This is a genomic window from Bacillus sp. FSL L8-0528, assembly GCF_038593085.1.
Taxonomy (GTDB): Bacteria; Bacillota; Bacilli; order Bacillales; family Bacillaceae; genus Bacillus; species Bacillus paralicheniformis.
The window spans coordinates 2329580-2342456 of record NZ_CP151961.1 but is presented as its reverse complement, the minus strand read 5'-3'; the positions used below and the strand labels follow the sequence as shown (position 1 = coordinate 2342456).

Sequence of the window (12877 nt, the reverse complement as noted above, 5' to 3'; positions counted from 1 at the left end):
GTTTTGTCAGCATGACGAAAGAAAAAACGATGAAAGATATACAGCGTGAGGTTGACGAATATATCGGCCAGTTTAAAGAAGGCTATTTCAGTCCGCTTGCCATGATGGCCAGGCTGACGGAAGAGCTTGGCGAACTGGCGAGGGAAATCAACCATCATTACGGCGAAAAACCGAAGAAAAAAACCGAATCGGAAAAAAAGATCGATGAAGAAATCGGCGACGTATTGTTCGTTTTAGTTTGTCTTGCGAATTCGCTTCATATATCATTGGATGAAGCGCATGATATGGTCATGGAGAAGTTCAACACCCGTGACAAAGACCGCTGGACAAGAAAAGAAGAAGGAAAGTAGAGGAGAATTAAGATGCAAAAGGAGACCATTAAAATCGCAATAGCAGGACCGCGCGGAAGAATGGGAAGCGAAGCGGTCAAACTTGTTGAAGATACCGCACATTTTGAGCTTGTCGGTGCAATCGACCGTACATATAACCGTGAAAAGCTGTCAGACGTGATGATATCAAGTTCAGATGCCGTCATTTACACCGATATTACCGAATGCTTTTCAGAAACGGCTCCGGACGTTCTGATTGATTTGACAACGCCGGAAATCGGCAAGCTCCATACAAAAATCGCGCTGGAGCACGGCGTCCGTCCTGTTGTGGGAACGACAGGATTTTCTGAGAGCGACTTGAACGAGCTTATGGAACTGACCGACGAGAAGGGGATCGGAGCCATCATCGCGCCAAACTTCGCGCTCGGAGCCGTGCTGATGATGAAGTTTTCGCAAATGGCTGCCAACTATTTTACCGATGTCGAAATCATTGAACAGCACCATGATCAAAAGCTTGACGCGCCAAGCGGAACGGCCTTGAAAACGGCGGAAATGATTTCGGCTGTTCGCGAAGCGAAAACCCAGGGACATCCGGATGAAAAAGAAATTCTGCCGGGGGCAAGAGGCGCCGATCAAAACGGAATCCGTCTCCACAGCGTTCGTCTGCCGGGATTGATCGCCCATCAGGAAGTGATGTTCGGCGGAGACGGCCAAACCCTGAAAATCCGTCACGATTCATATAACCGCGCATCTTTTATGTCTGGTGTGAAACTGGCTGTTGAACAAGTGATGAAAATCGATCAGCTTGTCTACGGCCTTGAAAATATCATAGAGTAACAAAAAGGGGGAAATCGCTTTGAAAATCGCCTTAATTGCCCATGACCGAAAAAAACAGGACATGATTCAGCTGACAACCGCTTATAAAGATATTTTAAAAAAGCATGAGCTGTTTGCGACAGGAACGACCGGTTTAAAAATCACCGAAGCGACAGGGCTGCCCGTCGTGCGCTTTCAATCGGGACCGCTTGGCGGAGACCAGCAGATCGGCGCTTTGATCGCGAAAAATGACATCGACCTTGTGATTTTTCTGAGAGACCCACTGACGGCCCAGCCGCACGAACCTGATGTGTCAGCTCTTATCCGCTTGTCTGACGTTTACGCCATTCCGCTCGCCACCAACATGGGAACGGCGGAAATCTTGATCCGATCTGTCGAGGCAGGCGCATTTGAATTCAGAAACATTGTCCACGGCGGGGATCGAGATGCTTGATATACTGGCTTTCGGTGCGCACAGCGATGATGTAGAAATCGGCATGGGAGGAACCATTGCCAAATATACTAAAAAAGGCTTTCAAATTGGAATCTGCGATTTAACCCAGGCTGAACTGTCTTCAAACGGAACAGTCGAAACGAGAAAAAGCGAAGCGGCGCTGGCGGCCGACATTCTCGGCGCCAGTCCGCGGATTTCCCTCACGCTGCCGGACAGGGGGCTGTTTCCCAGCCAGACGGCGATCAGAGACGTTGTTGCCGTCATTCGGAAACATAAACCGAAGCTTGTCTTTGTCCCTTATCCAAAGGACCGGCATCCCGATCACGGGCACGCAGCGGAAATCGTCGAAGAAGCGGTCTTTTCCGCTGGTATACATAAATATGAAGATGCAGAAAAACAGCCGGCCCATAAAGTCCAAAACGTGTACTACTATATGATCAACGGTTTTCATAAACCTGAATTTGTCATCGACATTTCCGAAACGATCAATCAAAAAAAGGAAAGCCTTGCTGCTTATCAGAGCCAGTTCATCCGTTCCCGGCAGTCGGTTGAAACACCGCTGACGAACGGATATATTGAAACGGTCGAAGCAAGGGAAAAGCTTTTGGGAAAAGAGGTCGGCGTCGCATACGCGGAAGGGTTTTTTGCAAAGCGGACTCTTCTGTTAAACAACGATTTATTTGGGGGCGGATGATGAAACAGTTAAAAATCGGAATCACATGTTATCCGAGTGTCGGAGGATCAGGAATTATCGCTACCGAGCTCGGCAAGCTCCTTGCGGAAAAAGGACATGAAATTCATTTTATTACATCAAGTGTTCCGTACAGGCTCAATAAAGTGTATTCCAACATCTATTTTCACGAAGTCGAAGTCAATCAATATGCCGTGTTTAAGTACCCGCCGTATGATTTGGCTTTGGCCAGCAAAATGGCGGAGGTGGCGAAGCGGGAACAGCTTGATGTTCTGCATGCCCACTACGCGGTGCCTCACGCGATTTCCGCTTTTTTAGCGAAGCAAATGCTGAACGGAAACATTAAAACGGTCACAACGCTGCACGGCACAGATATAACCGTTCTCGGCTATGATCCGTCTTTAAAAGACCTGATCAAGTTTGCGATCGAGTCGTCTGACCGCGTAACCGCGGTTTCTTCAGCTCTTGCCGCGCAAACGTATGATTTGATCAGACCGAACAAAAAAATCGAAACGATCTATAATTTTGTGGATGAGCGCGTGTATTTAAAAAAGCAGGAGCATCATTCGCTGAAAGAGCAGTACGGCATCGCACCTGATGAAAAAGTGATCATCCACGTATCCAATTTCAGACAGGTGAAGCGTGTACAGGACGTCATCCATGTCTTCAGCCGCATTGTCAAACGAATGAAATCGAAGCTGATTCTCGTCGGCGACGGGCCGGAAATGACCGTGATCTGCCAGCTTGTCAGGCAGCTCGGATTAAAAGACGACGTTCTTTTCCTTGGCAAACAGGACAGCGTAGAAGAGCTTTACGCCATCAGCGATTTAAAGCTGCTTTTGTCCGAGAAGGAAAGCTTCGGTTTAGTGCTGCTGGAGGCGATGGCCTGCGGCGTTCCGTGCATCGGCACCAATATCGGAGGGATTCCCGAGGTGATCAAAAACGGTAAATCCGGTTACTTGGTCGATGTAGGAGATATTGAAGGCGCAGCTCGTAAGGCGCTCCATTTGCTGACTGATGAAAGCCTGCAGCGCCAGTTTGCGGAAGCGGCGCTAGAAAGCATCAAGGCGCGCTTTTCTTCCAGTAAAATCATCGCGCAATATGAAGAAATTTATCAACAATTAACAGAAGGGGAGTGTGACAATGGAGGATCTCTTTTTGAAGGCTCTTCCTCTCCTTCGTGAGCTGAAAAAACACGGCCGGCAGGCCTACTTTGTAGGCGGAGCCGTCAGGGATGCCCAAATGAACCGGGATGTCGGTGATATTGACATCGCTACAGATGCATCCCCGGAAGAAATTGAAGCCATTTTTCCGAAAACCGTTGATGTCGGAAAGGAACACGGAACCATCATCGTCCTCTTTGAGGGAGAATCTTATGAGGTGACGACCTTTCGCGCAGAGCTTGAGTACGAGGATTACAGAAGGCCGAGCGGCGTTCAGTTTATCAAATCGCTGAAGGAAGACCTGAAGAGGCGGGACTTGACGATTAATGCCATGGCGATGGATGAACAGGGGAGACTGATCGACTATTTCGGCGGACTCCGCGACATACGGGAAAAATTGATTCAAACGGTCGGCGACCCGGCGGAGCGTTTTCACGAAGATGCGCTTCGCATGCTGCGGGCGCTCCGTTTTATGAGTCAGCTCGAGTTTGAGCTTTCTCCAAATACAAAAAAGGCGATTTGCGAAAACCGTCTGCTCTTGGCTCATATTTCTACAGAGCGGAAAACGGTTGAATTCGAAAAGCTGTTAAAAGGAAAAGCAGCGGACAGGGCTTTGGAAGCGGCGGCTGAAACAGGGCTTTACAAGGAGCTTCCGGGGTTGGACGGCAAAAAGGAGCGCGTTCTAGCTGCCCGAGCTTTTCCTTTTTATCAACTTCAAAAAAGAGCGGATATATGGGCGGCTTTCATTCACATGATATCGATCGATCCCGCTGAAGCGCACCGGTTTTTAAAAGGGTGGAAGCTTCCGGGGAAAGTCATAAAACAGGCGATCCTGACGGCTGAGCGAATCGATCAAAAATGGGATGCCGTCTCAATGTATGAGGCGGGGGAAGAGACGCTGCTGTCCGCTTCCGCCATCCGCAGCTTAAGGGACAAGCAGGCAATCGATGAAAAGCGGCTGGCTGAAATCAGACAGTCGTACCATGCGCTTCCGATTAAAAGCCTGAAAGACCTGGCGGTGTCTGGAAGCGATTTGCTGAATTTCAGAAAGAAGCCGGCCGGGAAATGGGTGTCCGATGATTTGAAACGGATTGAGCGGGCCGTGTTAAACGGGGAGCTTGCCAATCAAAAAAAAGCCATAGAGGAGTGGCTGGATTCATGCAGTCAAATTTAAGAAAGAAACTCATTCAATTGTTTACAGAGGCCGACGGCGAATTCATTTCAGGCCAGAAAATCAGCGAAGAGCTCGGATGCTCAAGGACCGCCGTGTGGAAGCATATCGAAGATCTGAGAAAATCGGGATATGAACTTGAAGCGGTCCGAAAGCTCGGCTATAAAATGATAAAAAAACCTGATAAAATCACCGAAGATGAAATCAGGCTCGGGTTAAAAACGAAAAAAATGGGACAGACCATCCATTTTCAGGATGTCGTCTCATCAACTCAAAAAATTGCCCATGAGCTAGCAAACAACGGTGCGCCGGAAGGAACGATCATCGTTGCCGACAAGCAGACTGAAGGAAGGGGAAGAATGGCGAGAGCATGGCATTCCCCGGAAGGAAACGGCATTTGGATGAGCATCATTTTAAGACCTGAAATGCCCGTGCAAAAAACGCCCCAGCTGACGCTTTTAGCCGCAGTCGCGATCGTTCAGGCAGTCGAAGAGCAAACCGGCATCGCAGCCGAAATCAAATGGCCGAACGATATTTTGATCAACGGCAAAAAAGTCGTCGGGATCTTAACCGAACTGCAGGCGGAAGCCGATCAGGTCCATTCTGTCATCGTCGGAACGGGGATCAACGTCAATCAGATGGCTTGCGACTTTCCCGAAGAATTAAAAGAAACAGCGACAAGCCTTCGTCTCGCAAGCGGCGAAAAAATCGACAGAGCAGCTTTGATTCAAACGATAATGACGACATTTGAAAAAAGGTATGAAGACTATCACGCCTACGGTTTCGAACCGATCAAGCTTTTATGGGAGAGCTACGCTTTGAGCCTGAACCGCGAATTGACGGCCAGGACGCTGAACGGAACGTTTCACGGCAAAGCGTTGGGAATAGACGAAGAAGGCGTCTTGATCCTGGAAACGAGTGACGGCATCAAAAAAATATACTCCGCCGATATCGATATAAATCCGTCATAGTTGGAAGGATCCATGCGTTTTTGGTATACTTCGGATGGGCAGTATCCTGTAGGAACTGCACCTGGAAAACATGCAACTGATAAAAAACAGTCTGCCTTGATCCAAAAAGGACTGGGACAGAGGGATGATTCTTGCCGAACACGGACGATTCGAAATCCTTCTCCTTGCCGGAAGGTTTTTTTGCTGTCCGAAAAGATGCACATGCAAGCACGGCAGCTCATCTCCTCTGAAAAAGAGGAGGAGAAAACATGAAGACAAAGATTGATTTTCTAAAAATGAAACAAGAGGGAGAGCCGATCGTCATGCTGACGGCCTACGATTATCCGGCGGCAAAGCTTGCCGAACAGGCCGGCGTCGATATGATTCTTGTCGGCGATTCGCTCGGCATGGTTGTGCTCGGCCTTGATTCGACCGTATCTGTGACGGTCGCTGATATGATCCACCATACAAAAGCCGTCAAACGCGGGGCAAAAGATACGTTTGTTGTGACGGATATGCCGTTTATGTCTTATCACTGCTCTTTGGAAAGCGCACTGAATAATGCCGCGGCGATCGTTCAGGAAAGCGGAGCCGATGCTTTGAAGCTTGAAGGCGGCGACGGTGTGTTTGAGACGATCACGGCTTTAACACGCGGCGGAATACCTGTTGTCAGCCACTTAGGCTTGACTCCTCAATCCGTCGGTGTCTTGGGAGGCTATAAAGTTCAGGGGAAAGATGAAGAAAGCGCCCGCAAGCTGATTGAAGACAGCAGGCGCTGTGAAGAAGCAGGCGCAATTGCGCTCGTTCTCGAATGCGTCCCGGCAGCGCTCGCTGAACAGATTTCAAAAGAGCTCACGATTCCTGTCATCGGCATTGGAGCAGGCCCCGGTACAGACGGACAAGTTCTCGTTTACCACGATGTTGTCGGACACGGAGTGAGCCGGACGCCTAAATTTGTAAAACAGTATGTGCAAATCGATCAGCCGCTTGAAAAAGCGCTTCGGGGATATGTTGAGGATGTCAGAAGCCGCGTGTTTCCTGAAGATGCTCATTCATTCCGTATCGATCAGCAAGTTCTTGAAGGATTATACGGAGGGAAATAAGCATGATTCAGATCCATACAGCAAAAGATATACAAAATGTAACGAAAAATTATCGCAAAGAAGGCAAAACGATCGGTTTTGTGCCGACAATGGGCTTCCTTCATGAAGGCCATATGTCGCTTGTGGAAAAAGCGCGAAAAGACAATGATATTGTCGTGATGAGCATTTTTGTCAATCCTATGCAGTTCGGTCCGGGTGAAGACTATGAAGCGTACCCGAGAGATATCGAAAGGGACCGGCAGCTTGCGGCCGACGGCGGAGTGGACATTTTGTTCACTCCTGAGCCTGAAGAAATGTACGGCCAGGAGCCGACGGTTACCGCAAGCGTGAAAAAGCGGACCGACGTCCTTTGCGGCCGTTCAAGGGAAGGACATTTCGACGGTGTCGCAACAGTGCTCACAAAGCTGTTCAATCTCACCTTTCCGACAAGGGTTTATTTTGGCATGAAGGATGCGCAGCAGGTTGCCGTGGTCGACGGGCTGATCAACGACTTTTTCATGGATATTGAGCTGATCCCGGTTGAAACAAAACGGGAAGAAGACGGGCTTGCCAAAAGCTCAAGAAATGTCAACCTGCGAGCAGAAGAACGGCAGAAAGCAGCCGCTCTCTATCAAGCCCTTCAGCGCGGCGCCGAGCTGATCCGCGATGGAGAGAGGGACGCGGAAGCTGTTAAGCGAGAGGTTCGGAGCATTCTTGAAAAAACGAGCGGTGTCATTGATTATGCGGATATTTATTCATATCCCGATCTGGAGATCAGGGAGCCATTAACTGGAAAAGTCATCATAGCGGTTGCCGTTCAGTTTTCCAAAGCCCGCTTAATTGATAATATCATCGTCGATATCCCGGCAGATCAAAAGGAGGATTTATGATGTACCGTACGTTAATGAGCGCAAAACTTCACAGAGCGAGAGTGACGGAAGCCAATTTGAACTACGTCGGCAGCGTGACAATTGATGAAGATTTGCTGGATGCCGTCGGAATGATGGCAAATGAAAAAGTGCAAATTGTAAATAATAATAACGGGGCCCGGCTGGAAACGTACATTATTCCCGGTGAAAGGGGGAGCGGCGTCGTTTGTTTAAACGGAGCTGCCGCCCGCCTTGTCCAGGTGGGAGATGTCGTCATCATCGTTTCTTATGCCATGATGTCTGAAGAGGAGGCAAAGACCCATAAGCCGAAGGTTGCCGTTTTGAACGAGAGAAACGAAATCGAGGAAATGCTGGGTCAGGAGCCCGCCCGTACCATTTTGTAGCCCCCTTGCCTTTAGGGGGCTTTCATATCGTTAGAAAGAGCAGAAGGTGAAGCTTTTCCCCCGCATCTTTCTAAAACGTGTTACACTTTTGTCGAAGGTATCGAAATTGAGGTGTCCATTGAATGAACAATCAACGATATGTGGTCATTGATGTGGAAACGACAGGGAATTCGCCGAAAAAAGGCGACAGAATCATTCAAATTGCAGCGGTTGTGATTGAAAATGGACAAATGACCGAACGTTTCTCCAAATATGTGAATCCCAATCAGCCGATTCCCGCTTTTATCGAGCAGCTGACGGGAATTTCAAATGAAATGGTTGAAAATGAAGAACCATTTTCGGCGATTGCCAAAGATATTTTTGAGCTGCTTCAAGACAGCTGTTTTATCGCTCATAACATTCATTTTGATCTTGCTTTTGTAAAGCATGAGCTGCAGCAGGCCGGCTTTGGTGAGCTTGAATGCAGCGTTCTCGATACGGTTGAGCTTTCGAGAATCGTTTTTCCGGGTTTTGACGGCTATAAATTAACTGAACTGAGCGAAGAGCTTCAGATTCGCCATGAAAACCCGCACAGGGCTGACAGCGATGCAGAAGTGACCGCTTTGATCTTTTTACATATGATGGACAGACTGAAAAGGCTGCCGATTCCTGTTTTGAAATCGATCAGACGTCTATCCTGGCATTTGATCAGCGACGCGCAGGAGCTTTTTGACGGCTTGATTGCTGAAAAAGGCGCCGATGCTGAGCTTGAGGCAGGCTTTATGAAGGTCGGTTCCTTTGTGATCAGGACCCCTGAAGACGAAGATGAAGAGGCCGGTCATAAGAGCCGGATCCCGCAGACAGAGCCGCTTATTTGGGAAAAAGACGGCGGGCTTTCTTCATTGGACGACCGGTTTGACAAGAGAGAAGGACAGACGAAAATGATGCGGGAGGTCTGGACCGCTTTTCAAAATCATGAGCATGCTCTGATCGAAGCCGCCACTGGAATCGGAAAAACGCTCGGATATCTTGTGCCGGCTGCAATCTATGCCAAGCAAACAGGCAAGCCGGTTGTGATCAGCACATATACGACATTGCTTCAGCAGCAGATGATTAACCGCGATATCCCGCTTTTGGAAAAGATTTTTCCTTTCCCGGTCAAAGCCGCGGTTTTAAAGGGGCGCTCCCATTATTTATCCATTCGCAAGTTCAAGCATATTTTACAGGAAGATGATGACAATTATGATAGCGTCCTTGCAAAAGCGCAAATTCTCGTCTGGCTGACAGATACAGAAACGGGCGATTTATCGGAAATTAATCTTCCGTCAGGCGGAAAGCTTCTCTGGGACAGACTGGCATATGATTCGCATTCATATGCAGAAAACAGCAGCATAAGGAAATTGTGTTTTTATGAGAGAGCCAAAACGCGGGCGCAGAAGGCTGATATGATCATTACCAATCATGCGCTTCTGTTGACTGACGAAGCCAATCAGCGAATTCATACCGGTGATGCCGATACGTTTGTTATTGATGAAGCCCATCACTTTGAACGCGCGGCGGGCGAGCAGTATGGAGCAAGAGCAGACTATGTCTTTCTTCATAAAAGGTTGATGCGGCTCGGCACCCTCAAGCAAAGGGGGATTTTAAAAAAAGCCGAACGCCTCTACCGGTCCGCAGGCATTTCATCAGAATCTTTTTTCCAAATGGACGAATGGCTCGCTCAGCTTCTTGAAGAAAGTGATCTTTTCTTTACGGCTGTTCATTCTTTTGTCAAGCGGAGGAAACCAAGAAACGATCTAAACCGTCTCTTATATAAGATCGGCGAAACCGGTGAAAGCAGGGCGTGGAACAGGCTTGAAGAAGGCGCGAGAAGACTGTGTTCCATGCTGTATGACATGCACCGGCTCTTTACGGATCAAAAGAAAAGCCTCGCTGAAAAACAGGCTTTTTTCACCAGCCGTCAGGCGTTTTTGATAGACGAATACGATTCATGCATGAACGACCTTGAAGAATATCGAAAGACGCTCGCCCGCTTGATGTTTGACCCTGTCGAAGATGAGGTCGTCTGGATTGAAATTGACGCGAAAGGAGCAAAAAACGCCGCGGCCATTTACGCTCAGCCGCTTGATACAAGCGAAATTCTGGCCGACCGGTTTTTCACCGAGAAAAAAAGCGTTGTGCTCACATCGGGGACGCTTGTCGTCGAGAACTCATTTGACTATATGATCAATAAGCTCGGTTTAAGCGATTTCTATCCGAGGACCTTGCAAATCGAGGCGCCTTTTTCTTATGATAAGCATATGAACATCATGATTCCGACGGATGTCAGCCCGATTCAAAACGATCCTGAAGACTATATTCAAGATGTCTCGCGTTATGTCAAGGCGCTTGCAAAACAGAAAAATGCCAAAGTGCTCGTCCTGTTTACGTCTCATGATATGCTGCGAGACGTCTACCATGCAATAAAACACGAGGAAGACTTTCCTTGTCCGCTCCTTGCGCAGGGGATTTCCGGAGGAAGCCCCGTCAAGGTCATGAAATTGTTTAGATCGTATCCCCATGCGGTTCTTCTCGGAACGAACCATTTTTGGGAGGGCGTTGACTTTCCGGGTGACGAGCTGACGACGCTTGTCATCGCAAGGCTGCCGTTCAGGCCGCCTGACCACCCTGTTGAATCAGCCAAGTGCGACCGGGCAAAGAGAAGGGGAGAAAGCCCGTTTCAAGCGGTATCTCTGCCGGAAGCTGTCCTGGCATTCAGGCAGGGGATCGGCAGGCTGCTCCGCTCGGAGAAAGACAGCGGAACGGTCGTGATTCTCGACCGCCGCATCCGAACCTCTTCCTACGGCACGGTGTTTATGAAGGCTCTGCCCCCTGCAAAAGTCATGGAGCCTGCATTCCTTGAGCTTGAAGCCTACATAGCCGGGAAAAACGGCTAAAAGCCGCATAAAGCGGCTCTTAAATGGTGTGGATTAAGGTTTTATTTTTTAGGCTGTTTATTTAAACGGTTATCCCGTTGTAACAACTAGTATGGCTTTAGGCACAAAGAGTATGAATTACAATTATTGTTTCGTTCGGAGGTATTTGAAAAATGGAAAACAAAATCGAAATTTTATCTACCGTAAGCGTCGAGCATTCAGAAGACCTGTATAAAATCGTCGACCTTTTGAACCGCACGCTCAAACGCGATGATCTCATGTTCGGCCTCGCTCTCGATGAAGAAGATCAAAAACAGGCCATTTTTACGATTTATCGTACTTAGGAGCAGAAAATGGGCAAAAAAACATTAATTTTCATACTGATATTTGGTATTATCTTTTTAACAGCACTTCTTGCGGGAGCGAATGTCTACCGTACGGCAATGGATCAGAAAGAAAGCGGCCACGAGCAGGCTGCCGAAACAGCCAAGCAGGAAGCAGGCTTAAAACAAGTTGACAGCGTGGAGACGTTTGTCGGCAAAGAAAAGCAGTACATTGTCACAGGGACGGACAAAAAAGGCGGCAAAATGTATGTTTGGGTGCCTGCTGACAAAAAGCAGAAAACGATTTACAAAAAAGCGGCAGACGGCATTACCGGCCGCCAGGCTTCAAAAGCGGTTCAGGATGAAGGCCTTGTGTCTGAGCTTAAAGAGGTGCACCTTGCAAGGGAAGGCAATGTTCTATTGTGGGAAGTTACATACTTAAATAAAGATGGGCAGTACAGTTTAAGCTATGTGGACTTTATAAACGGAAAAATTCACAAAAATATTACGCCTTAGACGAAACAGGGGGAAATCGAGTTGAATCTAGCTAAAAGAGTATCAGCGTTAACACCATCTGCAACATTGGCAATCACTGCAAAAGCAAAAGATTTAAAAGCGGCAGGGCACGACGTCATCGGTCTTGGGGCGGGTGAACCGGATTTTAATACGCCTGAGCACATCATTGAGGCGGCTGTCCGTTCGATGAATGAAGGACATACCAAATACACGCCTTCCGGAGGTCTTGCGGCGCTGAAAGACAGCATCCGCGAAAAATTCAAGCGCGATCAGGGAATCGAGTACCGCCAATCTGAAGTTATCGTGTGCACAGGTGCAAAGCATGCTCTTTACACCCTATTTCAAGTGCTCCTCGACGAAGGGGACGAAGTGATTATTCCGACTCCGTACTGGGTCAGCTATCCTGAACAAGTCAAGCTTGCAGGCGGCAAACCGGTATTTGTGGAAGGCCTTGAGGAAAACAGCTTCAAAATTTCTCCGGAGCAGCTTGAAAAAGCCGTCACGGAAAAAACGAAGGCTGTGATCATCAATTCCCCAAGCAATCCGACAGGCATGATGTATACGGAAGAAGAGCTCAAAGCGCTCGGTGAAGTATGCCTTCGCCGCAACATTCTAATCGTATCTGATGAAATATATGAAAAGCTGATTTACGGCGGAAAAAAACATGTATCCATTGCACAGCTTTCTCCAGAACTTAAAAATCAAACCGTAATCATCAACGGGGTTTCCAAGTCACACAGCATGACCGGCTGGAGAATCGGGTATGCGGCAGGCAGCGAACCGATCATTAAGGCGATGACGAACCTTGCCAGCCACAGCACGTCAAATCCGACATCTGTCGCACAATACGGAGCCATTGCCGCTTACAATGGACCAAACGAGCCTGTTGAAGAGATGAGAAAAGCTTTTGAAGACCGGCTGAACAAGGTGTATGAACTGCTTGTTGACATTCCGGGATTGACATGCCTGAAGCCTGAAGGGGCCTTCTACTTGTTCCCGAATGCAAAAAAAGCGGCAGAATCGTGCGGCTTTTCAAGCGTTGATGAATTCGCTGAAGCGCTTTTGGAAGAAGAAAAGGTTGCGATCGTTCCCGGTTCAGGGTTCGGCGCACCGGACAACATCCGTCTGTCGTATGCGACATCCCTGTCACTTTTGGAAGAAGCGGTCGCACGGATTCGCCGCTTTGTCGTGAATCGAAGCCGCTAGAAGCAGAAA

Annotated in this window: 14 protein-coding genes; all 14 read left to right on the top strand. The window is 48.3% G+C overall.

Going from position 1 to position 12877, the window contains the following annotated elements:
- Positions 1-11: 11 nt before the first annotated feature.
- The 14 genes from MHI30_RS11825 to MHI30_RS11760 all read left to right on the top strand — a co-directional run bounded on the left by MHI30_RS11825 (position 12) and on the right by MHI30_RS11760 (position 12868).
- Positions 12-350: a nucleotide pyrophosphohydrolase gene (locus tag MHI30_RS11825; protein ID WP_023857432.1), complete on the top strand. Its 339-nt coding sequence runs from the start codon at positions 12-14 to the stop codon at positions 348-350.
- A 12-nt stretch (positions 351-362) separates the two neighbouring features.
- Positions 363-1166 (top strand): 4-hydroxy-tetrahydrodipicolinate reductase, encoded by an 804-nt coding sequence (dapB, locus tag MHI30_RS11820; RefSeq protein ID WP_075754136.1) that lies wholly within the window; start codon positions 363-365, stop codon positions 1164-1166.
- 19 nt (positions 1167-1185) lie between these two features.
- The gene (mgsA, locus tag MHI30_RS11815; protein WP_075754138.1) at positions 1186-1599 is read left to right on the top strand and encodes a methylglyoxal synthase; all 414 of its coding nucleotides are present in this window, start codon (positions 1186-1188) and stop codon (positions 1597-1599) included.
- A complete protein-coding gene (bshB1, locus tag MHI30_RS11810; RefSeq protein ID WP_252606951.1) occupies positions 1586-2293 on the top strand; it encodes a bacillithiol biosynthesis deacetylase BshB1 in 708 nt (235 codons plus the stop codon). Before mgsA ends, bshB1 begins: the two co-directional genes overlap by 14 nt.
- A complete protein-coding gene (bshA, locus tag MHI30_RS11805) occupies positions 2293-3474 on the top strand; it encodes an N-acetyl-alpha-D-glucosaminyl L-malate synthase BshA (protein ID WP_075754142.1) in 1182 nt (393 codons plus the stop codon). Before bshB1 ends, bshA begins: the two co-directional genes overlap by 1 nt.
- Positions 3434-4627, top strand: a complete 1194-nt coding sequence (locus MHI30_RS11800) for a CCA tRNA nucleotidyltransferase (protein WP_075754144.1) — start codon at positions 3434-3436, stop codon at positions 4625-4627. The genes bshA and MHI30_RS11800 overlap by 41 nt, the downstream gene beginning before the upstream one ends.
- Positions 4612-5595, top strand: coding sequence for a biotin--[acetyl-CoA-carboxylase] ligase (locus MHI30_RS11795; protein WP_075754146.1), 984 nt, complete (start codon positions 4612-4614; stop codon positions 5593-5595). The genes MHI30_RS11800 and MHI30_RS11795 overlap by 16 nt, the downstream gene beginning before the upstream one ends.
- 248 nt (positions 5596-5843) lie before the next feature.
- Positions 5844-6677, top strand: coding sequence for a 3-methyl-2-oxobutanoate hydroxymethyltransferase (gene panB / locus MHI30_RS11790; protein ID WP_075754148.1), 834 nt, complete (start codon positions 5844-5846; stop codon positions 6675-6677).
- A gap of 2 nt (positions 6678-6679) precedes the next feature.
- Positions 6680-7546 (top strand): pantoate--beta-alanine ligase, encoded by an 867-nt coding sequence (gene panC, locus MHI30_RS11785; protein ID WP_075754149.1) that lies wholly within the window; start codon positions 6680-6682, stop codon positions 7544-7546.
- Entirely contained in the window at positions 7546-7929 is a 384-nt protein-coding gene (panD, locus tag MHI30_RS11780) for an aspartate 1-decarboxylase (RefSeq protein WP_003182918.1), read from the top strand. Before panC ends, panD begins: the two co-directional genes overlap by 1 nt.
- A gap of 122 nt (positions 7930-8051) precedes the next feature.
- Positions 8052-10844 (top strand): ATP-dependent DNA helicase DinG, encoded by a 2793-nt coding sequence (gene dinG, locus MHI30_RS11775; RefSeq protein ID WP_075754151.1) that lies wholly within the window; start codon positions 8052-8054, stop codon positions 10842-10844.
- A gap of 152 nt (positions 10845-10996) precedes the next feature.
- Positions 10997-11167 carry a YpmA family protein gene (locus MHI30_RS11770; RefSeq protein WP_003182913.1) on the top strand — a complete coding sequence of 57 codons (171 nt, stop codon included), beginning with the start codon at positions 10997-10999 and terminating at the stop codon, positions 11165-11167.
- Positions 11168-11176: 9 nt separating this feature from the next.
- On the top strand, positions 11177-11662 hold the full coding sequence (gene tseB / locus MHI30_RS11765) for a cell wall elongation/penicillin-binding protein regulator TseB (RefSeq protein ID WP_020451926.1): 486 nt from the start codon (positions 11177-11179) through the stop codon (positions 11660-11662).
- A gap of 21 nt (positions 11663-11683) precedes the next feature.
- Complete coding sequence (locus MHI30_RS11760) at positions 11684-12868, top strand: pyridoxal phosphate-dependent aminotransferase (RefSeq protein WP_023857423.1); 1185 nt, start codon at positions 11684-11686, stop codon at positions 12866-12868.
- Positions 12869-12877 lie beyond the last annotated feature (9 nt).

Bases quoted from the DNA above. Each gene is read 5' to 3' on its own strand.
- MHI30_RS11770 (WP_003182913.1), top strand. From the start codon at position 10,997: ATGGAAAACAAAATCGAAATTTTATCTACCGTAAGCGTCGAGCATTCA.
- MHI30_RS11795 (WP_075754146.1), top strand. From the start codon at position 4,612: ATGCAGTCAAATTTAAGAAAGAAACTCATTCAATTGTTTACAGAGGCC.
- tseB (WP_020451926.1), top strand. From the start codon at position 11,177: ATGGGCAAAAAAACATTAATTTTCATACTGATATTTGGTATTATCTTT.
- dapB (WP_075754136.1), top strand. From the start codon at position 363: ATGCAAAAGGAGACCATTAAAATCGCAATAGCAGGACCGCGCGGAAGA.
- MHI30_RS11825 (WP_023857432.1), top strand. From the start codon at position 12: ATGACGAAAGAAAAAACGATGAAAGATATACAGCGTGAGGTTGACGAA.
- MHI30_RS11800 (WP_075754144.1), top strand. From the start codon at position 3,434: ATGGAGGATCTCTTTTTGAAGGCTCTTCCTCTCCTTCGTGAGCTGAAA.
- bshA (WP_075754142.1), top strand. From the start codon at position 2,293: ATGAAACAGTTAAAAATCGGAATCACATGTTATCCGAGTGTCGGAGGA.
- panB (WP_075754148.1), top strand. From the start codon at position 5,844: ATGAAGACAAAGATTGATTTTCTAAAAATGAAACAAGAGGGAGAGCCG.
- dinG (WP_075754151.1), top strand. From the start codon at position 8,052: ATGAACAATCAACGATATGTGGTCATTGATGTGGAAACGACAGGGAAT.
- panC (WP_075754149.1), top strand. From the start codon at position 6,680: ATGATTCAGATCCATACAGCAAAAGATATACAAAATGTAACGAAAAAT.
- panD (WP_003182918.1), top strand. From the start codon at position 7,546: ATGTACCGTACGTTAATGAGCGCAAAACTTCACAGAGCGAGAGTGACG.